At 67.7% G+C, this 22,768-nt stretch carries 21 protein-coding genes and 2 tRNA genes; 14 read left to right on the forward strand and 9 right to left on the reverse strand.

The window, feature by feature from the left end:
- Nucleotides 1-7: 7 nt before the first annotated feature.
- Together ACXJKQ_RS13895 and ACXJKQ_RS13900 are read right to left on the reverse strand one after the other, a co-directional pair.
- Nucleotides 8-607, reverse strand: coding sequence for a NuoB/complex I 20 kDa subunit family protein (locus ACXJKQ_RS13895; protein WP_043353985.1), 600 nt, complete (start codon nucleotides 605-607; stop codon nucleotides 8-10).
- A gap of 42 nt (nucleotides 608-649) precedes the next feature.
- Nucleotides 650-1,015: an NADH-quinone oxidoreductase subunit A gene (locus ACXJKQ_RS13900; RefSeq protein WP_210034424.1), complete on the reverse strand. Its 366-nt coding sequence runs from the start codon at nucleotides 1,013-1,015 to the stop codon at nucleotides 650-652.
- Nucleotides 1,016-1,365: 350 nt separating this feature from the next.
- On the opposite strand from ACXJKQ_RS13900, the gene ACXJKQ_RS13905 reads away from it, so the two are divergent.
- Nucleotides 1,366-1,442: transfer RNA gene (locus ACXJKQ_RS13905), tRNA-Asp, on the forward strand.
- Nucleotides 1,443-1,590: 148 nt separating this feature from the next.
- On the opposite strand, the gene ACXJKQ_RS13910 is transcribed toward ACXJKQ_RS13905, so the two are convergent.
- Together ACXJKQ_RS13910 and ACXJKQ_RS13915 are read right to left on the reverse strand one after the other, a co-directional pair.
- Nucleotides 1,591-2,493, reverse strand: coding sequence for an EamA family transporter (locus ACXJKQ_RS13910; protein WP_457106319.1), 903 nt, complete (start codon nucleotides 2,491-2,493; stop codon nucleotides 1,591-1,593).
- Nucleotides 2,494-2,522: 29 nt separating this feature from the next.
- Nucleotides 2,523-2,810, reverse strand: a complete 288-nt coding sequence (locus tag ACXJKQ_RS13915; RefSeq protein ID WP_457106320.1) for a DUF1127 domain-containing protein — start codon at nucleotides 2,808-2,810, stop codon at nucleotides 2,523-2,525.
- A 125-nt stretch (nucleotides 2,811-2,935) separates the two neighbouring features.
- Between ACXJKQ_RS13915 and ACXJKQ_RS13920 the strand changes: the two genes are divergently transcribed.
- Nucleotides 2,936-4,327, forward strand: coding sequence for an aminotransferase-like domain-containing protein (locus ACXJKQ_RS13920; protein WP_457106321.1), 1,392 nt, complete (start codon nucleotides 2,936-2,938; stop codon nucleotides 4,325-4,327).
- A gap of 16 nt (nucleotides 4,328-4,343) precedes the next feature.
- Here ACXJKQ_RS13920 and ACXJKQ_RS13925 read toward each other — a convergent pair whose 3' ends face one another.
- Both ACXJKQ_RS13925 and ACXJKQ_RS13930 read right to left on the reverse strand, forming a co-directional pair.
- Entirely contained in the window at nucleotides 4,344-5,669 is a 1,326-nt protein-coding gene (locus tag ACXJKQ_RS13925) for a sensor histidine kinase (protein WP_457106322.1), read from the reverse strand.
- Complete coding sequence (locus ACXJKQ_RS13930; protein WP_457106323.1) at nucleotides 5,669-6,334, reverse strand: response regulator transcription factor; 666 nt, start codon at nucleotides 6,332-6,334, stop codon at nucleotides 5,669-5,671. The genes ACXJKQ_RS13925 and ACXJKQ_RS13930 overlap by 1 nt, the downstream gene beginning before the upstream one ends.
- 309 nt (nucleotides 6,335-6,643) lie before the next feature.
- On the opposite strand from ACXJKQ_RS13930, the gene ACXJKQ_RS13935 reads away from it, so the two are divergent.
- The 5 genes from ACXJKQ_RS13935 (at nucleotide 6,644) to ACXJKQ_RS13955 (ending at nucleotide 11,242) form a co-directional block, all read left to right on the forward strand.
- Nucleotides 6,644-7,336: a DNA-binding protein gene (locus tag ACXJKQ_RS13935; RefSeq protein WP_457106324.1), complete on the forward strand. Its 693-nt coding sequence runs from the start codon at nucleotides 6,644-6,646 to the stop codon at nucleotides 7,334-7,336.
- A gap of 90 nt (nucleotides 7,337-7,426) precedes the next feature.
- Nucleotides 7,427-7,735 (forward strand): hypothetical protein, encoded by a 309-nt coding sequence (locus tag ACXJKQ_RS13940; RefSeq protein WP_457106337.1) that lies wholly within the window; start codon nucleotides 7,427-7,429, stop codon nucleotides 7,733-7,735.
- A gap of 79 nt (nucleotides 7,736-7,814) precedes the next feature.
- A complete protein-coding gene (locus ACXJKQ_RS13945; protein WP_457106325.1) occupies nucleotides 7,815-9,566 on the forward strand; it encodes an ABC transporter ATP-binding protein in 1,752 nt (583 codons plus the stop codon).
- Between the two features lie 77 nt (nucleotides 9,567-9,643).
- Complete coding sequence (locus tag ACXJKQ_RS13950; RefSeq protein WP_457106326.1) at nucleotides 9,644-10,519, forward strand: aldose 1-epimerase family protein; 876 nt, start codon at nucleotides 9,644-9,646, stop codon at nucleotides 10,517-10,519.
- Between the two features lie 3 nt (nucleotides 10,520-10,522).
- Nucleotides 10,523-11,242, forward strand: a complete 720-nt coding sequence (locus tag ACXJKQ_RS13955; protein ID WP_457106327.1) for a uroporphyrinogen-III synthase — start codon at nucleotides 10,523-10,525, stop codon at nucleotides 11,240-11,242.
- 52 nt (nucleotides 11,243-11,294) lie between these two features.
- On the opposite strand, the gene ACXJKQ_RS13960 is transcribed toward ACXJKQ_RS13955, so the two are convergent.
- Nucleotides 11,295-11,612 (reverse strand): hypothetical protein, encoded by a 318-nt coding sequence (locus ACXJKQ_RS13960; RefSeq protein WP_457106328.1) that lies wholly within the window; start codon nucleotides 11,610-11,612, stop codon nucleotides 11,295-11,297.
- On the opposite strand from ACXJKQ_RS13960, the gene ACXJKQ_RS13965 reads away from it, so the two are divergent.
- From ACXJKQ_RS13965 to ACXJKQ_RS13985, 5 genes are all read left to right on the forward strand, one after another.
- Nucleotides 11,602-13,572 carry a translation initiation factor 2 gene (locus tag ACXJKQ_RS13965; protein WP_457106329.1) on the forward strand — a complete coding sequence of 657 codons (1,971 nt, stop codon included), beginning with the start codon at nucleotides 11,602-11,604 and terminating at the stop codon, nucleotides 13,570-13,572. The genes ACXJKQ_RS13960 and ACXJKQ_RS13965 overlap by 11 nt on opposite strands.
- 125 nt (nucleotides 13,573-13,697) lie before the next feature.
- Nucleotides 13,698-15,287, forward strand: a complete 1,590-nt coding sequence (locus ACXJKQ_RS13970) for a heme biosynthesis HemY N-terminal domain-containing protein (protein WP_457106330.1) — start codon at nucleotides 13,698-13,700, stop codon at nucleotides 15,285-15,287.
- Nucleotides 15,288-15,514: 227 nt separating this feature from the next.
- On the forward strand, nucleotides 15,515-15,949 hold the full coding sequence (locus tag ACXJKQ_RS13975) for an NUDIX hydrolase (protein ID WP_457106338.1): 435 nt from the start codon (nucleotides 15,515-15,517) through the stop codon (nucleotides 15,947-15,949).
- Between the two features lie 102 nt (nucleotides 15,950-16,051).
- Nucleotides 16,052-16,126, forward strand: a tRNA-Thr gene (locus ACXJKQ_RS13980).
- Between the two features lie 81 nt (nucleotides 16,127-16,207).
- Nucleotides 16,208-17,527, forward strand: a complete 1,320-nt coding sequence (locus ACXJKQ_RS13985; protein ID WP_457106331.1) for a DUF6538 domain-containing protein — start codon at nucleotides 16,208-16,210, stop codon at nucleotides 17,525-17,527.
- An 885-nt stretch (nucleotides 17,528-18,412) separates the two neighbouring features.
- Here ACXJKQ_RS13985 and ACXJKQ_RS13990 read toward each other — a convergent pair.
- Nucleotides 18,413-19,429: a DUF262 domain-containing protein gene (locus tag ACXJKQ_RS13990; RefSeq protein ID WP_457106332.1), complete on the reverse strand. Its 1,017-nt coding sequence runs from the start codon at nucleotides 19,427-19,429 to the stop codon at nucleotides 18,413-18,415.
- A gap of 335 nt (nucleotides 19,430-19,764) precedes the next feature.
- Here ACXJKQ_RS13990 and ACXJKQ_RS13995 point away from each other — a divergent pair, with 335 nt between their 5' ends.
- The gene (locus tag ACXJKQ_RS13995) at nucleotides 19,765-20,325 is read left to right on the forward strand and encodes a recombinase family protein (protein WP_457106333.1); all 561 of its coding nucleotides are present in this window, start codon (nucleotides 19,765-19,767) and stop codon (nucleotides 20,323-20,325) included.
- A gap of 573 nt (nucleotides 20,326-20,898) precedes the next feature.
- Nucleotides 20,899-21,135, forward strand: coding sequence for a DUF6894 family protein (locus ACXJKQ_RS14000; RefSeq protein WP_457106334.1), 237 nt, complete (start codon nucleotides 20,899-20,901; stop codon nucleotides 21,133-21,135).
- Between the two features lie 186 nt (nucleotides 21,136-21,321).
- Here ACXJKQ_RS14000 and ACXJKQ_RS14005 read toward each other — a convergent pair whose 3' ends face one another.
- Nucleotides 21,322-21,555, reverse strand: a complete 234-nt coding sequence (locus tag ACXJKQ_RS14005; protein ID WP_457106335.1) for a hypothetical protein — start codon at nucleotides 21,553-21,555, stop codon at nucleotides 21,322-21,324.
- Nucleotides 21,556-22,768: the final 1,213 nt, after the last annotated feature.

Genomic DNA, 22,768 nt, shown 5'->3' on the forward strand with positions numbered 1-22,768 from the left:
CCGCTCCTCAGCGCTCGATCGTGCCGGTCCGGCGGATCTTCTTCTGCAGCAGCAGCACGCCGTAGAGCAGCGCCTCGGCGGTGGGCGGGCAGCCCGGCACGTAGATGTCCACCGGCACGACCCGGTCGCAGCCGCGCACCACCGAGTAGGAGTAGTGGTAGTAGCCGCCGCCGTTGGCGCAGGAGCCCATCGAGATGACGTAGCGGGGCTCCGGCATCTGGTCGTAGACCTTGCGGAGCGCCGGGGCCATCTTGTTGGTGAGGGTGCCGGCGACGATCATCACGTCGGACTGGCGGGGCGAGCCGCGGGGGGCGAAGCCGAACCGCTCGCAATCGTAGCGCGGCATCGACATCTGCATCATCTCGACCGCGCAGCACGCGAGGCCGAAGGTCATCCACATCAGCGAGCCCGTGCGAGCCCAGTTGATCAGCTCGTCCGTGGTCGTGAGCAGGAAGCCCCGGTCGGCCAGCTCGTCGCTGATCGACAGGAAGGTCGGATCGTCCGCGCCGATCGGGCGGCCGGTGTTGGGATCGATGATCCCCTTCGGCTGGGGCGCGATCGCGGGGGCGCGGGACAGGGCGCGGTTCGTGTCGGTGATCAGGGCCATCGGCGACTCAGGAATTCGGTGCGGGCGGCGTGCGGCGGGACATCAATCCCATTCGAGGGCGCCCTTGCGCCACTCGTAGACGAAGCCGACGGTCAGCACGCCTAGGAAGACCATCATCGACCAGAAGCCGAACCAGCCCAGATCCCCGAAGGTGATCGCCCAGGGGAAGAGGAACGCGACCTCGAGGTCGAAGATGATGAACAGGATGGCGACGAGGTAGAAGCGGACGTCGAACTTCATGCGGGCGTCGTCGAAGGCGTTGAAGCCGCATTCGTAGGCCGAGAGCTTCTCGGGGTCGGGGCTCTTGAAGGCAACCAGGAACGGCACCACCAGCAGCGCCGTGGCGATGAACAGCGCCACGCCGATGAACACGATGAGCGGCAGGTAATCCGCCAACAATCCGGTCATGCCAGGGCCTCGCGAGACGAAAGAAACCGCGGTGCGACGCCGACCCGGATTCGCCCGTGGAATTGTTCTTATGCCAGGATGCGCGCGGCCGGAGGCTTAGTCGAGCCGCCCGCCCGTGACAATGGCTTGTCGCGTCGCACAAAGGGCGGTGTCAGCCGTCCGGTCTGTCATGACCGAAATGGGCTTGCGCGGCCGGACTGCAACACGACGCAAGCGCACAGGTCCCGACTCGAACCCGTGCCGCGGGGCGCATGCGAATCCGCGCCGGATGCGCTTGACAGGTCGGGTAGCGCCCCATAAACCCCGCCCCGTCGCCGGGCGTAACGCCCCCTTCGAAGCGACCACGCCGTGCGGGCGTAGCTCAGTTGGTTAGAGTGCCGGCCTGTCACGCCGGAGGTCGCGGGTTCGAGCCCCGTCGCCCGCGCCACGTTCCCCCAGCATTTAATCGTAGACTCTTCGTCAGGCTGTCCGAGCCGACGAGAACCCGTGCGCTCCGGCCGGCAGAGGTCGAGCCGGAACGAGGCTCGCGGAATCGAGACTCGCGAGATCGAGACTTGCGGGTCCGCGCCTGATGATCAGGCCGCCTTCGGCGCCTCGGCTTCAGGCTCCAGCGCGGGGACCGCGGCCTTCCGGGTGCCGCGCAGGCTGAGGGCGATGCCGGCCAGGATCAGTCCGCCGCCCATTAGGATGTCGGCGCTCAGCGGCTCACCCAGGACGAGATGCGTGCTCAGGATTCCGGCCACGGGCACCAGCAGGGCGAAGGGCGTCACGGCGGCCGCCGGGTAGCGGGTCAGGAGCCCGTTCCAGAGGCCGAAGGCGAGGAGCGTCGTCGGATAGGCCTGGAAGGCGACCGATCCGATCGCGCCCCAGCTCGGATGCGCCAGGGCCGTCAGGGCGCCCGGTCCCTCGAGGATCAGCGACAGGATCAGCAGGGGCGGCGTGGTGGCGAGACTGCCCCAGACCATCAGCGCCAGCCTGTCGACCCGGCCGATCCGCTTCACGATGACGTTCGCGCTGGCCCAGGCCAGGGCGGCGCCGACAACCAGGAGCAGCGGGCCGAGCGGGGCGCTGCCACCCCGCCCGAGCGCCACCGCGGCAACGCCGAGGAGCGCGATCGCGCCCCCCAGCACCTGGAGGCCCCGCGGGCGCTCCCTCTGCAACGCCCAGGCGAGCGCCACCGTGAAGGGCACCTGGACCTGGATCAGCAGCGACGACAGCCCGGCCGGCATGCCCAGGCGGATCGCCGTCATGAGCAGCCCGAACTGGCCGACCCCGAGGGCGAGGCCGAACCCCGCCACCAGGGCGACGGGAGCCCGGGGCGGTCGGATCACCAGCGCCGCCGGCAGGGCCGCGAAGCCGAAGCGCAGGGCGCACAGCATCAACGGCGGCACCGTCTCCAGGCCGACCTTGATGGCCACGAAGGCAAGCCCGAGGATCGTGACCACCAGGATTGCGGCGAGCCCGTCGCGCAGCGTCATGGGTGCATCCTACGCTGCACGCGGTCGCCTCACCACCACCGCGTGGCGGCCCGGGCCTGGCGGCGCTCGTCGCGCCGGCCGACGAGCAGGTGGATCGCGTCGCCGGTGCCCGGCACGCGGGCATCCGCCACGTCCTGGGGCGTCAGACCGATATCCTTCAGCTCCCGGTCCGAAAGGGTCGACAGGCGCTGGAGCACGCGCCGGTTCATCGCCGCACGCGACAGGCCGGCCCGCAACTCGGCGCCGAACGCGATGACGCGCGCGGCCGCCCGGGCGATCCACGGCGTGCGGACTTCGGCATCCGCTGTCTCGGTCATGCACTGGTTCATGGATCCCCTCCTCCATCGCTCTGGGGCAAGCGATCTTGTCTGTGCAGGGCTGGCGATGACAGGAACACTTCGGTACGGTTCGGAAGAATTGTCCGGACGAGCGAGCAGTACGGATGGCGGTCGCAATCAGGAGTTCCGGGACTCGCGTCGAGGCCGTGGTCGGCGAGATCCGGGAGCGGATCGCGGCGCGGCGGCTGGTGCCCGGCGTTCGGATCCCGTCGGTGCGGGCCTTCGCGGACGCGATGGGCGTGTCGAAATCCACCGTGGTGGAGGCCTACGAGCGGCTCGCGGCCGAGGGAGCCGTGGTGGCCCGGCCGGGCTCGGGCTTCTACGTCGCCGGCAAGACGCGGCCGCTCTCGCTCCAGGCGATGGGGCCGCGGCTCGACCGGATCGTCGATCCCCTCTGGATCACCCGGCAGGCGCAGCAGGCCGGGTCCGACCAGCTCAAGCCCGGCGCCGGCTGGCTGCCGGATTCCTGGATGCCCCACGAGGCGATCCGGCGGGGCCTGCGCCGCGTGGCCCGGGCCGGCCTCGCCGAGATGACCAACTACGACCGGCCGCTGGGCTACGAGCCCCTGCGCCACCAGATCGCCCGCAAGATCGCCGAGAAGGGCGTGGGCGCCGAGCCCGACCAGATCGTCCTCGTCGAATCGGCTACGCAGGCGCTGGACCTCGTCTGCCGCTTCCTGCTCCAGCCCGGCGACACCGTGCTGGTGGACGATCCCTGCTACTTCAACTTCCTGGCGCTGCTGCGCGCCCAGCGCGTCGCGGTGGTCGGCGTGCCGATGACCCCTGAGGGGCCGGATCTGCGCGCCCTCGCCACCCTGCTGGAACAGCATCGGCCGCGCTTCTATCTGACCAACGCGGCCCTCCAGAACCCGACGGGGGCGAGCCTCGCGCCGACCGTGGCGCACCGCCTGCTGAAGCTGTGCGAGGCCCACGACACGCTCATCGTGGAGGACGAGATCTTCGGCGACCTCGAGCCCGAGGCGGCCCCGCGGCTCGCGGGCTTCGACGGGCTGGAGCGGGTGATCCAGATCGGCAGCTTCTCCAAGACGCTCTCGGCCGCTGCGCGCTGCGGCTGGATCGCGCTCCGGGCCGACTGGGTGGAGCCGTTGGTCGATCTCAAGCTGGCGCTCAGCCTCGGCAACGGCCACGTCACCGCGGCGCTGGTGCACACGCTGATCACCGAGGGGGCCTACCGGCGGCACCTCGCGGAGACCAAGCGGCGGCTCGCCGGCGCGATGGTGCAGGCCTCGGCGGAGTTGCGGGCCTGCGGGCTGGAGCCCTGGTCGCAGCCCCGGGGCGGCTTCTTCCTGTGGATGCGCCTGCCGGACGGGCGCGACGGGGCCGAGGTCGCCCGCCGGGCGCTCGCCCGCGGCATGGTGCTGGCGCCGGGGACGTCGTTCAGCCTGTCGGAGGCGTGGAACGGCTACATGCGCTTCAACGTCGCCCATTGCGCCGATCCGCGCATCCGACCGATCCTGCGGGAGGCGCTGGGCTGACTGGCGATGGACCGGCTCAGGCCGGCAGGGCGAGGTCCGCTCTCAGGCCGCCGAGTTCCGAGCGCCCCAGCGTCAGGCCGCCGCCGTAGAGTTCGGCGAGTTCCAGGGTGATCGGCAGCCCGAAGCCGTGGCCCGGCACGCCCTCGTCGAGGCGCCGGCCCCGCGCCATCACGGCCTCGGCGGCCGCGCCGTCGAGACCTGGCCCGTCATCCTCCACCCGGATCCGGACGATGCCGTTCCCGGCGGCCGCCGAGACCTGCACACGGGTCCGGCACCAGCGGCAGGCATTGTCCACGAGGTTGCCCAGCATCTCGTCGAGATCCTGGCCCTCGCACGCCACCGACAGGTCGTCCGGAACGGCGACGGCAACCGCCACCCCCTTGTCGGCGTAGAGGCGCGCGAGCGCCTCGCGAAGGTCCGCGACGCGCGGTGCCAGCGGCGTGCGGCCCCGCGCCGAGCCCGCCAGCGCGGCGGCCCGCGCCCGGCGCAGGTGGTGGCGCACCCGGCGGTCCATGTCGTCCACCTGCCGCCGCAGCGTCCCGTCCGGGTCGCGGGTCGGTTCGGCCAGCGCCATCGACAGGGTCGCGAGCGGCGTCTTGAGGGCGTGGGCGAGGTTGGCGACGTGGCCGCGGGCGCGTTCCAGGTTCTGGGCGTTCTGGTCGAGGAGCGCGTTGAGTTCGGCCACCACCGGCGCGATCTCGGCTGGCTGGTCCGCCGGCACCCGCTCGCGCCGGCCGGCCCGGACCGCCGCGAGGTCGGTGCCCAGGCGCGTCAGCGGCGCGAGGCCGAGGCGCACCTGGAATGCCAATCCGGCGAGCAGGCACAGGCCGAGGATGCCGAGGGCCAGGGCGAGGCTCGTCAGCGCCTCGCGCAGCGGCCCGCGCAATTCCCCCTCCGGCGCCGCCACCAGGATCGTCGCGGGCTGCGGTCCCGGCACCGTGAGCACCCGGGCGACGAGGGGCTCGCCCCGCGGACCGGTTGCCGAGGCCGGGTGCGGGCGGTCCGGATCGTCCGCCGGCCCCGGATCCGACAGGCGGATGTCACCGCCGCGCAACGAACCGGAGCGGATCGTCTCGGGTCCGCGGCGTATCATCCAGGCCCAGCCGGGGCCGGGCCGATCATAGGGCGGCGCATCGAGGTCCTGAGGCAGGATCCCGGCCTCGAGCCCGGCCCTGAGCGCGACGATCTGCGAGTCGAGGCGCCCGTCGAGCTGACCGCGCACGAACCGGTGCAGGATCAGCCCGATGGCGAGGCCCGCCACCACCAGGGCGGCCAGAACCAGGGCCAGGGCGGCGACGAGCAGGCGGGTGCGGAGCGAGCGCCGCGGCGTCCCCCCGGCCATCAGGCGGGATCCGCGTGCAGCCGGTAGCCGTGGCCGCGCACGCTCTCGATCCGCGCCGGGGCGATCTTCCTGCGCAGCCGCGTGATGATCACCTCCACGGAATTCGAATCCACGTCCGCGTCGCCCTCGTAGACCCGCTCGATCAGGTGCGGGCGCGGCACCACGGTCTCGCGGTTGAGCATCAGGCAGGACAGGACCCGCCATTCGAGCCCGGTGAGCTTGAGCGGCAGCCCGTCGTGCTCGAAGGCGCCGAGCCCCGGGTCGAAGCTCAGCGGACCGCAGGCGATCCGGCTGGCGCCGCCGCCCTGCGACCGGCGCACCAGGGCGCGCAGCCGGATCACCAGCTCCTCCACCCGGACCGGCTTGACGAGGTAGTCGTCCGCGCCCGCCTTGAAGGCCGCGACCTTGTCGCTCCAGCCATCCCGTGCGGTGAGCACCAGCACCGGCAGCGTCCGCCCCGCCGCCCGCCAAGCCCGCAGCACCGAGACGCCGTCGCCCTTCGGCAGGCCGAGGTCGAGGACGACGGCGTCGTAGCCCTCCGTCTCGCCGAGATGCTGGGCGTCCTCGCCGGTGGCGGCGTGGTCCAGCACGAAATTCTCCGCGCGCAGGACCTTGGCCACCTCGGCGGCCAGCGCCGCGTCGTCCTCCACCAGCAGGATCTTCACCCGTCCGCTCTCCCTGCTCCAGCCTCGGGTCCGGCGGAACGATCCCGTCTCGGGCCGAAACGCAGTCCGGGCCGGGTGTTAGGGCCGTGTCCTCAAGTCACCCGTCCCCTTGGCCACGGCGATCCCGATCGGTCGAACGGCATGAGAGTCCCGAGCCAAGCCCTTGAATCCGCAAGAGTTCCACGGAATGCGCTCTGGCGCTGCCGATTTAACCGGATCTGAACCGGGCGGTTCAGGCCGGATTGGCCGCCCGTCCTTACGAAGGGGCCACGGATCGAACGGGTCCGGACTCTTCAAAGGTGACACATCATGACCGACGACAAGACCATCGACCGCACGGCTCAGGAGATCCGCGGGCCAGCCGCCGGCCCTTCCGGCCCGCGGCGGACCGCGATCCCCCGCCGGACCTGGGTGGTGGGCGCGGTGGCGGCGCCCCTGATGCTCGGCGCCGTGGGCCTGTCCCTGGCACAAGGCACGGCGTTCCAGCCGACCCCCGTGGCGCCGGTGGCGATCCAGTCGCTGGCCCCGTCCGGGGCGACCGCCGTCAAGGGCGAGGTCGCCGAGATCTTCGGCAACAAGTTCGTAGTTCAGGATGGGACCGGCCGGGCCCTGGTCGAGACCGGCCGCGAAGGCGAGGGCGGCGGCCTCGTCGCCAGGGGCGAGACCGTGACGGTCCAGGGCCGGTTCGAGACGGGCTTCCTGCATGCCCGGGTCCTGACCCACGGGGACGGGCGGACGATCCTCCTGGGGCCGGCCGGCGCGCCGCCGACGGGCAGCCTCGACTGGGCCAAGGATCGGCTCGGTTTCGGGCCGAAGCCCGATCCGGCCGCCCTGGCGGCCTCCGTGCAGGCGGCCGGCTACAGCGACGTGCGCATCACCGGCCGCGGCCCGCGGCACTGGGAGGTCGCCGCCAGGGACCGGGAGGGGCGCGAACGCCAGCTCCATGTCGGCTTCGACGGGCAGGTGCGCGAGCGGCCGACGCCCGGGCGCCCGGCGCTGTGACCCGATGCCGGCGCGGGATGTCGTGCAACCCTTCCCGCCCTGCCGCGTCCTCCTGTCACGCACCAGGCAGGAGGACGCTTCGTGGAACCGATGAAGCCCATGGAACCGATGAAGCCGATGGAACCCATGAAGCCCATGACGCCGATGAAGGGCGTGGAGCCCTGGTGGCCGAAGGACCTCGGGGATCCCTCGACCAGCGGCGCGCAGAACGGCATGAAGTACGCCTTCTTCCCGGACCAGCACCGGCTGCTGATCGAGCGCGACGGGCAGGTCTCCACCTACGACAGCGGCGATCACCGGATCGGCGGCGTCGCGCAGGCGGATGGGGCCGGGACGTCGCTGACCTTCTCCAGCCAGAACGGCGACGTGGACCTCGGCTCCCTGAAGAAGCTCGGCTGAGCCCGGCGTGGACAGGCCGGGACGGTGCGCTTAAGCCCGGCCCGGTCATGCCAGCCGCCCCGCCGAACCCGTCGACGCCATGCGCGCGCTGATCGACCTCGTCCGCGCCCTGCGGGCGCCCGACCGGCGACGCCTCGGCCTGATCGCCCTCGGTCTCGCGGTGGCGGCCTTGCTGGAGGTGGTGGGCGTCGCCTCGGTGATCCCGTTCCTGACGCTGGTCGGGGATCCGTCGGCGGCGACCCGGATCCCTTACCTCGCCCAGGCCCGGGCCGTCCTCGGCCTGACCGACGAGCGCGGCTTCCTGCTGGTGACCGGCGGCGCGGCCCTCGCGGCGATCCTGGTCACCGCCCTGGTCAATGCCGGTCTGACCTACGCGCAGCTCCGGTTCACCCATCTGGCCGGCTACAGCCTCAGCCGGCGGCTGCTGTTCCGCTACCTCGACCGGGAGCGGCTGTTCTTCACGCGGAGCAACAGCGCCGAACTCGCCAAGAACGTGCTCTCCGAGACCGACCGTCTGGTGATCGGCGCGCTCACGCCCGCCACGGTGCTCGCCTCGCGGGCGAGTTCCGCGCTCGCGGTGATCGCCTTCCTGCTGGCCTACGCGCCGCAGCTCGCGCTGATCCTGGGCGGCGGCTTCGGCGGGCTCTATGTCGGGATCTACCTCGTCATGCGCGCCCGGCTCGCCCGGCTCGGCAGCCGCACCGTGGCCGACAACGAGGCGCGGTTCCGGATCGTGCACGAGACCTTCGGGGCGCTCACCGAGCTGAAGCTCTACGGCCGCGCGGAGGCGTTCGCGTCCCGGTTCGATGCCCCGGCCCGCGCCTACGCCCTCGCCACGGCGGCGAGCCAGCTCACCGGCCAGATGCCGCGCTTCGTGATCGAGGCCCTGGCCTTCGGCGGGGTGATCGTGGTGGTGCTGTTCGCCCTGGCCCAGGGACTCGACGTCGCCGGTATCCTGCCGCTGCTCGGCCTTTTCGCTTTCGCGGGCTACCGGATGCTCCCGGCCTTCCAGAACATCTTCACCTCGGTGGCGCTGATGCGCTTCACCCTGCCGGCGGTCCGGGTGATCGTCGACGAACTCGCCGGCGAGCGGGCGCCCCTGCCCCGCACCGCGGAGCGCCTGCCCTTCGCCCGGGCGATCCGGCTCGAGGGAGTCGGCTTCGACTACGGCACCGAGCGGCCGGCGCTGACGGGCATCGATCTGACGATCCCGGTCAACACCACGACCGGCTTCGCCGGCCGGACCGGCTCCGGCAAGTCGACCCTCGCCGGCCTCATCCTGGGCGTCCTCAACCCGGGGACGGGCCGGATCACCGTGGACGGTCGGCCCCTCGACACCGCCACCCTGCCCGCTTGGCAGAACCGGATCGGCTACGTCCCGCAGGAGGTGTTCCTGGTGGACGGCACGGTGGCGGAGAACATCGCGCTCGGCCTCGACGGGCCGGACCTCGCCGCCGTCGAGCGGGCAGCGCGGCTCGCCGGCGCCCACGACTTCGTCACGGCGCTGCCGCACGGCTACGGGGAGCGGGTCGGGGAACGCGGGGCGCGGCTGTCGGGTGGCCAGCGCCAGCGCCTCGGCATCGCCCGTGCACTCTATCACGACCCCGACGTCATCGTGTTCGACGAGGCGACCTCGGCCCTCGACGACGAGACGCAGGCCGCGGTGATGCGGGCGCTGCGCGCCCTGTCGGGCCGGCGGACGCTGATCCTGATCGCCCACCGCCTGTCGACCCTTGAGGGCGCGGACGCAGTCCACGTGCTGGAGGCGGGGCGGCTCGTCACCTCCGGTCCGCCCGAGACGGTCCTCCCCGGGCTCGGCACGGCGGCGTGAACGCTCCCGAGGCCCACCCCTTGCGCCCGACGCCGCCTCCGTTACCTCGGCCCTCCGAGACAGACCGGGAGATCACCGTGACCGAGCGCATCGAACTGACCGCCGCGGACGGCACAACGGCGACGCTCGCGACCCACGGGGCAGAGCCGGTGTCCTGGCGGGTCGGGGGCACCGAGTATCTCTGGAGTGGCGACCCGGCGCACTGGAACCGCCATGCCCCCTGGCTCTTCCCGGTGGTCGGCGCCTCGGCCGGCGGGCACGTGAAGGTCGGGTCCGAGCGCTACCCGATGGCCCAGCACGGCTTCGCCCGGGACCTGCCCTTCACGGTGGTGACCCAGAGCGCCGACGCGGTGACCCTGCGCCTGACCGACGGGCCTGAGACGCGGGCGCATTACCCGTTCGCGTTCCGGCTCGACGTGACCGCCCGGGTCCGCCCGGCGGGCCTCGATCTCGACGTCAGGGTCGCCAACCCCGGCGACGTCCCGCTGCCCTACGCCCTCGGGTTCCACCCGGCCTTCCCCTGGCCCTTCGCGGGGGGCGTCCGCGCCCGGGATGGCGGCTACGCGGTGGCGTTCGAGCACGCCGAGCGGCCGTTCGCCCCCCAGGTCGGCCCCGGCGGCCTCCTGCTGCGGGCGGAGCAGCCGATCCCTCTCGCCGGCGACACGCTGCCCCTCGATCCGGCGATCTTCACCGAGGCCTTCGTGTTCCGGAACGCGCGCAGCCGGTGGATGCGTTTCACCGGCCCGGAACGGGCGATCCACATGGAGATGGAGGATTTCCCCCATCTCGCGGTCTGGACCAAGCCCACGGCGCCGTTCCTGTCGCTCGAATGCTGGACCGGCTACGCCGACTGGGCGGATTTTTCCGGTCCCCTGGCCGAGCGCGATGCCCAGCGTCTGCTCGCTCCGGGGGCCGAGGCGAATCACGGCGTCCGGTTGACGCTCGAAGGCTGAGCGATGCGCGTCTGGGTGGCCCGCCCCGAGCCCGGCGCGACGCGGACCGGAGCGGCCCTCCTGGCCCAGGGTCATGCGCCGCTCGTGGCGCCGGTGCTCGTGGTGCAGCCGAGCGGCGTGGCGCCGCCCGTGGGACCCTTCGCCGCGCTGCTCCTCACCAGCGCCAACGCGGTGCCGGCGCTCCGGGGTGTATCCGCCCTACGCGGCCTGCCGGTCTTCGCGGTCGGCGCGCGGACGGCCGCCCTGGCGCGGGAGGCCGGCCTCGGTCCCGTGCGGGAGGGGCCGGGCGCTGCCTCCGGCCTCGCCGCCCTGGTGGCGGACGCGCTGCCGCCGGGCCAATCCCTGCTCCACGCGACCGGGGCCGAGCGCAAGCCGGAACCGGCGGCGGCGCTGACGGCGGCCGGATTCGGGGTCACCACTTTCGTGGCCTATCGGGCCGAGGCGCTGCGGCACCTCCCGGAGAGCGTCGGCGGTGAACTCGCCGCCGGACGCCTCGACGCCGCCCTCCACTACTCTCGGCGCAGCGCCGCCATCGCCCTCGCCCTCGCGGAAGGATCGGGGCACGGCGGAGCTTTCCGCCGCCTGAGGCATTACTGCCTATCGCCGGATGTCGCGGCACCCCTGGAAGCGGCCGGCGTTCCGGTCCATTTCGTCGCGGCGCGTCCGCGCGAAACGGACCTGCTCGACGCCCTCGCACCGCCGCCGGGCCAGCCGATGCGGTGACAGGGAGGCCGGGCCGCCGTATCTCGCCCTCGCGCCCGGCGCCGCCGCGGTGCTAGGGGGGCGCGGCGACGCCGAAAACGTTGGAGGACTTGCCCGTGACGCCACCACCCAGCGACGCCGACAAGCCCGGATCCGGCGGCCGGAAGCCGGACGCCGTTCCCGGCAGGCCCGGGCAGCCGATCCCGTCCGCGGGCCAGCCCCGGTCGGCCACGGCGTCGGCGTCCACCGCGTCGACCTCCGCATCCTCGGCGTCCGCCACGGGTGGCGCGAAGCCGGTTGCACCGGGCCTGGGCGAGGCCGCGAAGGCGCCGCAGGGATCGGTCACCGGGATGCCGCCCAAGCCGGCGACCGAGCCCGTGGTGTCCGCCAAGCCTGGCACGACGGCCGACGCGGCCAAGCCCGGTTCCGGGACCGAGAGCCCGAAGCCTTCGACAGGCCCTGTCGCCCAACCGTCGACAGCCAAGCCCGATGGCCTGAAGGCCGAGCCGTCCAAGATCGAGCCGTCCAAGGCTGAGCCTTCCAAGGCTGAGCCGCCGAAGATGGGCCAGTCCGGAACGTCCGACGCTGCCAAGTCAGGGGCCTCCACCGCGTCGACGGCCTCCGCGGCCGCCTCGGGGGCGCCCGGAGCGAAGGTCGCGCCCGGCACGCCCGATCCGACCAAGCCCGGACAGCCGGGCTCGGGCACCCAGACCGGCGCCCGCCCGGCCGGACCCGCCACGGGTGCCGCGGGGGCGGCGGCTGCCGGCGCGGTCACGGCCGGTCCGATCATCGATCTGAAGGCCAAGCGCATCCCCGATGCACCGGCCGCCGGCAGGGAGCCGGTCAAGGAGGCCGGAAAGGACGGCCGGGAGCCGCCGAAGGGTCCGACCCCGACGGCGACCGCGGCCGACCCCGCACGTGGCGCGGCGTCACCGTCCGGCCGCGGCGGCGCCGGGTTCGGCTCGATCGCGGCTGCCGGGCTTCTCGGCGGCCTCATCGGTGCGGGCCTGCTGTTCGGCGCCGAGAAGGCCGGGATCGGTCCCGATCCGCGCCTGAACGCCCTGGACCAGCGGCTGTCCAGTCAGGTCGCGTCCCTCGACAAGCGCGTCGACGGGCTTGCCCCGCGCGACGCGCTGGCGGCCCTGGACAAGCGCCTCGCCGCCACGGAAACGAGCGCCAAGCAGGCGCTGGACAAGGCCGGCGCCGCGCCGGCGGCGGCGCCGACGGAGGGTCAGACGACCGGCCCGTCGCAGGCCGTCCCGGCGGACCTGATCGCCCGCCTCGACAGCCTCGACCAGCGGGTGGCCGCGCTCCAGGAGGAGCCCGGCCAGGAGCCGGGCCGCGACCAGCCGGCCGATTCGAAGCTCGGCGCCGTCCAGGACAGCGGCAAGTCCGACAACGCCAAGCAGATCGCCGATCTCCAGGCGCGGCTGAAGGCGGTGGAGGAGGCCGGTGCCAACAAGGGTGCGGCCGAGGACGCCGCCCAGAAGGTCGCCACCCTGCAGAGCGAAATGGAGCAGAAGACCAAGGCGAATGCCGAGGCCGACGCGGCGCTGGGGCAGCGGCTCGATGGGCTGCAGCAGGCCCTCGACGCCCGGGTGAAGGCGGCCACCGAGGCCGTCCAGGCCGCGACCCAGGCGAGCCGCACCGCCGCCGAGGCCGGGCAGACCCAGGCCGCGGAGGCCGCGAAGGCGGTGGACCGGCAACTGAAGGCGCAGGCCGATCAGATCGCCGCCCTGGACAAGAGCGTGTCGCAGCGCGCCGAGGCCACCACCGTCCAGGCGGCGCTCCGGATCGTCGTGGCCGACCGCGTCGCGGCCGCCCTCGATTCCGGCACGGCCTATGCCGAGCCGCTGGCAACCCTGCGCAAGCTCGATCCCGGGACCGAGGCGCAGGCCAAGGCCCTCGCGCCCTTCGCCGAGGGCGGTGCCCCCTCTGCGTCCGATCTCGCCGACACCTTCCGGCCGATCGCCGGGCGCATCGCGGCCCGGCGGCAGGCCCAGCGGGCCAAGACCGCAGCCGAGACCGGTGACTTCCGCTCCAAGCTCCTCAGCATGGCCGACGGCCTCGTGCAGGTGCGCAAGGCCGACGCGCCCGCTCCGGAGGCCTCGAACGATCCGGAGGGCAAGGTCCAGGCGGCCCTCGACCGCGGCGACCTGACGGCGGCGGAGGCGGCCTTCGCGGCGCTCCCGGCCGAGACGCGGGATCAGGCGGGCGATTTCGGCGCCACGCTCAAGGCGCGCGCCGAGGCCGAGCAGGCCGCGCGCACGCTCCTCGACACCGCCTTCAAGGCCCTGCCGGTCGGCGCAGCCACCCCATCCCAGGCCGCACCGGCCGCCCCCGGGCGTTAGTCGGGTGACGGCCTCCCGCCGCGCGCCGCGCGGCTGCAACCTCTCCGGGCGGACGCGCAGGCGCTCCGCTCCTCCCGCCCCCCGCGACGGCCATCCGCCGGCCGCCGACAGGAGACACTGATCCCATGTGGCGCGCCCTCGCCTTCCTGGCCCTGCTCGCACTCGCCGCCTTCGGGGCGGTCTGGATCGCCGACCGGCCCGGCACCGTCACCCTCGTCTGGAACGGCTATCAGATCGGTACCAGCCTCGCGGTCGCCCTCGTGGGCGTCATCGCGGCGGCGATCGTCCTGGGAATACTCTGGGCGATCGTGCGCGGCGTGATCGGCCTGCCGGAGGCGCTGGTGCGCGGCTCCGCCGAGCGGCGCCGGGCCAAGGGCCTCTCAGCCCTGTCCCGCGGCATGGTGGCGGTCGGTTCGGGGGATCCCCTGGCGGCCCGGCGCTACGCTAGCGATGCCGAACGTCTCCTCGGCACCGAGCCGCTGACCCTCCTGCTGAAGGCGCAGGCGGCGCAGATCTCCGGTGACCGGGATGCCGCCGAGAGCGCTTTCCAGCGTATGGTCGACGATCCGGAGACCCGGGTCCTGGGCCTGCGCGGTCTGTTCGTGGAGGCCCGGCGCCGCGAGGACGAGACCGCCGCCCGCGCCTACGCCACCGAGGCCGCCCGCCTCGCTCCGAGCGTCACCTGGGCCAACGAGGCGCTGCTGGAGGCCCAGAGCGCCGACGGTGACTGGGCCGCGGCCCTCGAGACCATCGAGCGGCGCTCCTCCCTCGGCCTGATTGACAAGGCGAGCGCCCGTCGGCAGCGGGCCGTGCTGCTGACCGCGATCGCCGGCGAGCGCGAGGCCGGCGAGCCCGAGCTCGCGGCTGAGCGGGTCCTGCAGGCGGTCAAGCTCGCCCCCGAACTCGTGCCGGCCGCCTGCATCGCAGGCCGGCTCCTCGCCCGCCGCGGCGACTTCAAGAAGGCGGCGCGGATCGTCGAGGCGGCCTGGAAGGCCAACCCCCATCCCGACCTCGCCAAGGTCTATCTCGGCCTGCGGACAGGGGATTCCGTCCGCGATCGCCTCGCGCGCGCCGAGGTGCTGGCGAAGCTGTCCGTCTGGGATCCGGAATCCCGGCTCGCCCTGGGGCAGGCTGCCCTGGACGCACGGGACTTCAAGCGTGCGCGGGAGGCCGTGAAGCCGCTCCTGTCCGACCGCCCGACCGCCCGCGCCTGCCTGATGATGGCGGCGATCGAGGAAGCCGAGCACGGTGCCGCCTCCGGTCAGGCCCGGGAATGGCTCGCCCGCGCCGCGCGCGCACCCCGCGATCCCCTGTGGATCGCCGACGGCGTTGCCTCCGAGACCTGGGCACCGGTCTCGCCGGTGACCGGACGCCTCGACGCCTTCGCCTGGCGCGAGCCGCCGAACACACTGGCCGCTGCGCCGGCGGTCGAGCCGGAATCGGAGCCGACCGCGCCCGTCCTGGTGCCGGCGGCTCCAACGGTCCCGATGACCCCGATCGTCCCGGCGGCTCCGACCGTCTCTGCACCGGTCTCCCCATCGGCCGCTGGCGCCCATTCCGCCGGGCCGGGGACGGCCGTGCCCGTGCCCACCGTGCTGCCGGCGAAGGCGGCTGAAGCCAAGACGGCCGGCGCCGATCCGGTCTCGGTCGGCATGGCAGCCGCGGCGCTGCCGCCGTCCGGTCCGGGGGAACGCACGGTGCGCAGGACCGGCTGATCGGGGTGCCGGGGGCCGACGAGACGGACCGCGCATGACAGGCATGTCCCGCGGTCACGGGTAAGGCGTGCCATGTGTCTACTGGCAGTTGAAGTAATCGACCTGCCGTATAGCGTAGGCGTAGAACCGTCGACCGAGGATCCGATCATCCACCAGCCCATCCTGCGCCTCCGGTGCCCGTCGAGTCCGCCGGGTCCGGGCTGCATGCCGCCTCGCGCGGTGCGGCCGTGACCCTGTACGACGAGGACGGCGAGCCGCGCCGGCAGGTCGGCGCCCTGCCGTTCCGGCATGGGCGGGACGGGAATCCGAAGATCCTGCTGGTGACGTCGCGGGAAAGCCGCCGTTGGGTCATCCCGAAGGGGTGGCCCATGAAGGGCCGCAAGCCGTTCGAGGCGGCTGCGCGGGAGGCCTACGAGGAGGCGGGCCTGCGCGGTGCGGTCGGCAAGCGTCCGATCGGCCTGTACCTCTACCAGAAGCGCCTCCGGAACCTCGACGTCGTCCTGTGTCAGGTGAAGGTCTTTCCCCTGGAGGTGCGCAAGCAGCTCAAGCACTTTCCCGAGGCGCGCCAGCGGGAACTCCGGTGGTTCACCCCGTCGGATGCCGCCGAGGCGGTCTCCGAGCCGGGGTTGGCCGCCCTCATCCGGGCCGCGGCCCGCACGTAAAGCGCACGGAAGCGCAACACGGCGTTGCCAACGCGGCGGCGATCCGTTATGGCCCCACTCGGCCGGATGGACACGCCCCCCGCGGGGGCGACCCGGCCACCTGCTGCGGTAGCTCAGTGGTAGAGCACTTCATTGGTAATGAAGAGGTCGAGAGTTCAATCCTCTCTCGCAGCACCAGTATATCCCTAACGATTACAGTAGGTTAGGGCGAAGCGACCCTCCGACGATGACCGCACTCTTACACAGCGGTCTTACACATTGTCCCTCAGAGTCGCGAAACCTTGGAAGGACCCTAAATCTGGGGTCTACTACCTACGCCAGCGCACCCCCGTCGATCTTGCCGCACGGTTGAAGGGGCAAACCCTCTCGCTTCCAATTGGTGAGGGTTGGGCTCGCGTGAAGGTCGGCCCCCTCATCCAAGCATCCCTGAGAACCAAAGAATCTCGGGAAGCACGGTCACGGCACGCCATAGCCGATGGTGCCCTCAAGCGGATTTGGAACGTCGAACGTGGGTGTGGCAAATCTGGCACACTAATCGATCATCTTCCGGTAGGTGTTCCTCTCCGCGCTCCTGCCCGTAACTCGACCGCGGTCCCCTCCCCCGTCGCGATCACCGGCCCCACCTTGACCGTTGGGGACCTGTTCGACCGATGGGCAACGGATCGTGCGGACAAACGAGCGCCCAACACGATCAAGCGTTACCGTGGGAGCATTCGGTCGTTTGAAGCGTTCATCAGCGGCCGGGATGCTCGGACCCTGAGCGGTGATGATGTGTTCGCTTGGGCGGTGCATAGGCGAGACCGGGAAGGCATCAGCCCGCGCGCGATCAACAAGAACGATCTGGTAGCTGTCAGCTCGGTGTTTCGATGGGGTGTGGGTCGGTCATCCGGTCAGATGCTGTCGTCTAACCCGGCCGCTGGCATCTCCCTGGATGAGCCTAGGATCGTCCTACAGCGAGAGCGGACCTTTCGAGACCGTGAGACAGTGGCAATCCTGTCGGCGGCTTTAGGGGTCACACCAGACACTCGAAATCCGACCCGTGGTGCAGCACGTCGATGGTGCCCGTGGCTTGCGGCCTATAGTGGGGCACGAATAGCCGAACTGACCAACCTTCACCGTGAGGACATCCGGACCGAAGGGGGTGTCCCAGTCATGCATCTGAGGGTTACGAAGACCGGCGAAGCCCGAACCGTCCCCATCCATGACCACCTGATTGAACAGGGCTTCCTGGCGTTCGTGGAATCGTCTGTGCCTGGTCCCCTATTCTACAACCCAAAACGGCGCCGCGAGGGATCAGTGACCCCTCAAGCGGAGGTTCAGGGGAGACAGGTAGGCAAGTGGGTGCGCGAGACCGTCAATCTCGATCCGGGCGTCGATCCCAATCACGGTTGGCGACACACTTGGAAGACGCGCGCACTTGGAGCCGGGATCGAAGAACGCCTACGTGACGCAATCACTGGTCATAGTGTGGCATCTGTTGGAAGACGATACGAGACACCGACCTTGATGATGCTGGCCGACGCGATGAAACGGTTCCCACGCTATCAACCCAAAACTGTAACGTTCGACAGGCTATAGGGGGAGCATGATCCGAAGTTCCCACTCCAATAGAACTAGCGTGGAAGGAACCGTAGGCACCAGCATCGACCGACGATCCAGAACGGGCTTATAAGCCGCAGGACAATAGACCCAATATCTCACTCTCCATAGATACTCCGACTGATCGATCTGTAAATCCCATAGGTTTCTTGCAGACTCTCGAGTAGTGAGATGTGATTTGATATGCGTGTAACTTAATATTTATAAAATAATAGCGCATTAGATACTAGAATTAAGGATAGTTGGATATCAAGTCAGCCGCGATTTCTAGGTTAGATCTTATATATTCAAACACKCTTGTCCCATTACTCCTCGGGGTTGTTGATAGCAAAAAACGGCCCGGCGTTATTCCGCGCGGCATGTGACCAACGTGGTTACGAACGACATTTGAAAACTCGACCTTGCTATACTCCGACCGGTGAGCCGCCCGGTTACGTATGGCGGTTAGTTCGCTTAAGATGGTAGAAACTGCCGCGATATTGACGACGAATGGTCCGCCCGCCACAAAATGAGTACTACCCACTCGATTAATGAGTCTTTGATTCCAACTTATATACTGCTGCCCACCCGCTATTGCGCCAAAGGCGGAATGAACTGTATTATGGACTGGCGTGAGCATTGGCGGAGAGATGCCCTTTATAGATGCAGCCCCACACATATAACGAAGGAATGACTCTTCGATAAAGTTCTCCCACGCTAGACCTAAACGCAAGACGCAAAGCGATGCTACTTCTTCAACGTCCCGAATAAGCATAGGCTGGCCCTGCACATTTCGAGCCAATCTAATGTTGCCTATCAACTGATTTGTTCGCGCGGATTGTTTTATGAATGCGATTCGAACCGCAGCGATGCTGTGATTCGGCATTATTGATTAGTCTCATCTTGCTCCCAGAGCAGAGCGGGATAGCCGAAGACATGCCGCATGAGATATTGATGTCTAACTATTCTTCTCCCTGTATCTGCCGTAGCACGTTTGCTTGCATCCTGGAACTCAGCGGCTTCAGGGTCAACCGGCCGCATCTCCAATGTATTGCCAACTTCTTTCAATCTTGAAAGTATTGTCTTTCTATTGGGCAGTTCTTTAGGCTGATACGGCGTTCCAGGGAGTTTGTATTTCGCATCATAGACAGCTAAGAATAACGAGAAAAATATTGGAGTTCTTCTGAAAGGTGTCAGCTTGAGCTCGCCCTCGAATATGTTTCCTATTTGATCCACGACATCGGAAAATCGACGCTTGACTCGGTCGGCGCTCGGAAAATCATCGTCGTACCGTTGATAAAAAGTCCTCAAATCAGTAAGTTTGGTTCCTCTAATCCCCGCAAGCATACAAACGACTATCTCAGAACAGAGTTCTGCGTCTGCCATCCGCGCGATATTTGCATCACTCAGTATGTTATTAGCTGTCCAGAACGTATAGTTATCGTATCCAAGGCCGTAAACAAGTTGCTTGAACGCCCCGAAGAACTCCGAGTTTATAAGTTCCTGCCCTTTCAACGGCTGAGTGTAAGTATTAAGACGAGAGAATAACTTTAAGACCTCCGAGTCATCGATAYTCTCCAAAGTGTTCACTTGAAACTTGTACGACAAAATGTCTTGCTGCACCTCAGGCGACAGATCATCGAAAAACTTCCCCCCATATTCTTTGTTGTGGACCTTCAGAACAGGGAAATCCCCAGAAAGATACGATAAAACAGCTCGAAGCCTCTGCTGGCCATCCACGACTTCCCGAACCATCTTTCGAGCGGTGGGGTCCACTCTCAACCGAAGGAAGATTGGAGGTATGGGCATTGCCCGAAGTATACTATCAATAAGATAGGATTTAGCTTTTGCAGGCCAAACATCTCTACGCTGGAACTTAGGCGTAAGAACCAGTTGCTGCATACCCTGCCATTGGAGAAAGTCGCTGATGGGATATGGTGCGATAGTTGGCTGCTGAGACATTTTACTCGTTCGCTTTTGGAGAGCGCCCATATCCAACCCGGCTGTCAGGTCATTGCTGACAGGGGAGCACATTGTAGAGGACAGCCGCGTATCGTCTTCTAAGAATCGCCATTCTGCGGCCGGTGTAGTTCGGTAGTGTCAAATGGGTAAACGCTAGCAGCACAGCGGCGCGAGACAGTTCCACCACCCCAATGGCGTCTTATTTGGGTTGCCTACGCCCTTACGAGACAGTATGGTGACACGGTCTAGAACCAAAAAAGACATAGGTCTCGCTGATGGCTATCTACGGTTACGCCCGGGTCAGCAGTTCATCACAGAGCCTAACCATTCAGCAAGAGGCTTTAGAAACTTCCGGTTGCGATGTCATCCGATGCGAGAAGGCTACAGGAACCAAGCTCGAAGGTCGGACCGAACTGGAAACTATCATACAGTTCGCGAGGGCCGGGGATTCCATAAGGGTCACCCGCATCGACCGCCTCGCAAGGTCGGTGGCCGATCTTGCAGCCATCGTGTCCCGGCTAGAGGCGAAGGGTGTCTCGCTACACGTGATCGAACAGCCCATCGATACGTCCACGGCCGCTGGACGGTGTTTTTTGCAAATGCTCGGTGTTTTTGCCGAGTTTGAGACAGCCATCCGCCGCGAGCGTCAGTTGGAAGGTGTCGCGAAGGCAAAGGCCGAAGGGGTCTACAAGGGTCGGAAGCCAACCATTGATGCGGACCGGATCTGGGCGTTGTCTGCACAGGGGATGGGAGCCACAGCCATCGCCCGGGAACTAAATGTGGCGCGAGCGTCGGTCTACCGTCTTCTGACCGGTGCCGCCCCATCGGCCCCCTAATAGGATTGTCATTGATGGGCGCTGGACTGCCGGGACGCTATCGGAAGTGCTATAAGGGTGAGGTAGGGGCAATCAGCAACACAGAGAGAAGCCCTATGGCGCAGATCTACGCGATTTATCGTCACCATAAAACGGGCGAACGCTTAGTGATACCTGACGGTTACCAGTTTCCCCCAGGTTGCTTGCCAGCTGAGTGGTCTCTGGTTAGGACTATACGAGAAGATAAGCTGGAAACAGACGTGCTTGCGGCCGTGAACGCTCGCGGACATCATCGCTCTTGAACACGGGCTCAGGCTTGGCCGAATAGACGATGTTGGGCCTCGGGTAGTCGGCGCTGCAAAGGTCCGATCCAAACCGCGCAGYCCACGCACCAGCCCTCTACGGTCCGCGCGGAAGACCGAATACTGACGTGCCCTAACATATGCTATAGAATCCTCGCGCAGGACCGATGTATCTCGGGGCATAATAATGATGCCACCTCACGGTTGCGCCTCGGGCAATCTCGCTCGGAAAAGTGCGTGATATAGAGTTGGCACGCATCTTGGAAACGCAACCGAGAGCGTGGGCAAACAAATGGCTCTGTTCTATTTCGATATCTGCAACCAAGGCGATAAAATAGCTGACATGGTCGGTGTTGAGTGCGACACCATAGGCTCAGCCTTTGAGCATGCGAAGGTGATAATCGGAAATATTCGCGACGCATTTGGAGCTGTAGCCGCCGATTGGTCGTCGTGGGCCCTCGAAGTTCAATATAGCGATCATTCCGAGCTCTTCACTCTGCCATTTACTATGGCTGACGTCCGCATCTAGTCAGACGCAAGGCGCCACCGGACGATCCTGAACGATCCTTAGGGTATCGTGGAGTAATGGAGCTCTCAGGGTTATCGTCGGGTCACGCGGCTACATTCTCGGACCGGCCACTGCGAACAGGCAACCCACCATGAAGGAAGGTCGCCCGAGTGCACAACAGTTGTAGGGATCATAAGCCCTTTACGGTCAAGCTTGTGCCGCTGTGAACCCCTCCGGGCTCGCCAACATCTCTCGACGCTCCATTACTCGGGAGCCGTTGACGAAGCGGGAGGCGAACCAGGCGAGGATAAGGAAAAGGAAGAATCGGGCCTTCTCGCCCTCCAACGTGTTCGCCTCATTCAGCATCATCCCATACCAGACGGCTAGGAGCGAAAAGACCGCCCCTACCTTCATCACGGCCACCAGCGTCCCGACGATCAAGCCGTTGTGCTGGATCGAACTGACAAGGGTTCCAAGGATCGCCCACGGCCACCTAAGCGCCCGAACCGCGATTGAACGAGTTCGGAGCGTCAGGCCCGGTGCTATCGAGATGCGCGAACAGGAATCCTCAGTTCGCAGAGAAGGGGCGCTGAATGACTGATGCCGTTCGCGGCCGTGCCCTTATGGGTAGTTTTGCAGCGCTGTTAGACAGCGCTGCGGATCATCTCAGTAGCGCCGTTCCATTCGTTGATCGTGCCGATCCATTCTCCGTTCCTGCCGATTTACTTGCCGGTCCATTCGCCGATCCTGTCGATCCATCCTACGTTCGTGCCGCCGTTGCATTCCCAGCGTCTGCGTCTTGACGACCAACCCATCTGCTGCGTCAGACCTTTCAATCGCGGGCTGAGGGTTGCTGAGGGGAGCAGCCATTGCGCCGCCTCCCAGTCCGAGCGCGAAGGCTGCAGCGACAGAAAACCCCGCCAATTTCGTATACGACATAGCCATCTCCGCCGCCCGCTCGTTGCCGTCAAAACCGGCTTTCCAATTCTGGCAGTTTTTGCGTGGACTGCTTGATCGGAGGAGACAGTCTGAACTGAGTGCTGAGCGCTCTATGGCGGCGTAGCCCGCTAAGGACGGTTGAGGATCGGGAGCGGCCGCTGGAATGGTTAAATGGACTGACCGACGACAGTTCGATACCGTGGGCCTGAATGGCGCCCTTGGGGTCCAGCAGTCGGCCGGCATAATGCTCAGGCTCTGGTTCGATCCTGGCGTAGAGCAACGGTTCGATAGCGCGCCTGACGAACGCCCATTGATCCCTGGGCTACGATCTTCGCCTTCCACGATCCTTCCATAGCTGTTCACATTGGATCAGAGCAGGCGGAAGGACGGGCGTGGGATCCTCAGAGAGGTCTGGCGAGTCGTTCTTGAGCCGAACCAGGATGGCGTGGACGCGCATGGCAGAACGATAACACAAAGCCGCCTTTACAACGATGGGAGAAGGTAAGGGATGCCGTTCTCCCCATTCGATCTGTCGTCCCTCCCGGGCGCCCAGCCACCCTCGACTGACCTATCCAGCTGCAACGCGTTTCCTTAGCGTAGATGCTATCTCCGGTGGAATTTCATATCTATCACTAATATCATCGACGATCTGAGACATTTCCTCTGGGCTACATCGTTCACCGCGAAGTGCCTCGGACAATGTATCCGTTGCTTC

This window comes from Methylobacterium sp. P5_C11 (assembly GCF_054049775.1).

What these genes read in the sequence shown, in the direction of transcription:
- ACXJKQ_RS13895 (WP_043353985.1), bottom strand. Translation starts at nt 607, where the DNA reads ATGGCCCTGATCACCGACACGAACCGCGCCCTGTCCCGCGCCCCCGCG.
- ACXJKQ_RS13900 (WP_210034424.1), bottom strand. Translation starts at nt 1,015, where the DNA reads ATGACCGGATTGTTGGCGGATTACCTGCCGCTCATCGTGTTCATCGGC.
- ACXJKQ_RS13910 (WP_457106319.1), bottom strand. Translation starts at nt 2,493, where the DNA reads ATGACGCTGCGCGACGGGCTCGCCGCAATCCTGGTGGTCACGATCCTC.
- ACXJKQ_RS13915 (WP_457106320.1), bottom strand. Translation starts at nt 2,810, where the DNA reads ATGACCGAGACAGCGGATGCCGAAGTCCGCACGCCGTGGATCGCCCGG.
- ACXJKQ_RS13920 (WP_457106321.1), top strand. Translation starts at nt 2,936, where the DNA reads ATGGCGGTCGCAATCAGGAGTTCCGGGACTCGCGTCGAGGCCGTGGTC.
- ACXJKQ_RS13925 (WP_457106322.1), bottom strand. Translation starts at nt 5,669, where the DNA reads ATGGCCGGGGGGACGCCGCGGCGCTCGCTCCGCACCCGCCTGCTCGTC.
- ACXJKQ_RS13935 (WP_457106324.1), top strand. Translation starts at nt 6,644, where the DNA reads ATGACCGACGACAAGACCATCGACCGCACGGCTCAGGAGATCCGCGGG.
- ACXJKQ_RS13940 (WP_457106337.1), top strand. Translation starts at nt 7,427, where the DNA reads ATGAAGCCCATGGAACCGATGAAGCCGATGGAACCCATGAAGCCCATG.
- ACXJKQ_RS13945 (WP_457106325.1), top strand. Translation starts at nt 7,815, where the DNA reads ATGCGCGCGCTGATCGACCTCGTCCGCGCCCTGCGGGCGCCCGACCGG.
- ACXJKQ_RS13955 (WP_457106327.1), top strand. Translation starts at nt 10,523, where the DNA reads ATGCGCGTCTGGGTGGCCCGCCCCGAGCCCGGCGCGACGCGGACCGGA.
- ACXJKQ_RS13970 (WP_457106330.1), top strand. Translation starts at nt 13,698, where the DNA reads ATGTGGCGCGCCCTCGCCTTCCTGGCCCTGCTCGCACTCGCCGCCTTC.
- ACXJKQ_RS13995 (WP_457106333.1), top strand. Translation starts at nt 19,765, where the DNA reads ATGGCTATCTACGGTTACGCCCGGGTCAGCAGTTCATCACAGAGCCTA.
- ACXJKQ_RS14000 (WP_457106334.1), top strand. Translation starts at nt 20,899, where the DNA reads ATGGCTCTGTTCTATTTCGATATCTGCAACCAAGGCGATAAAATAGCT.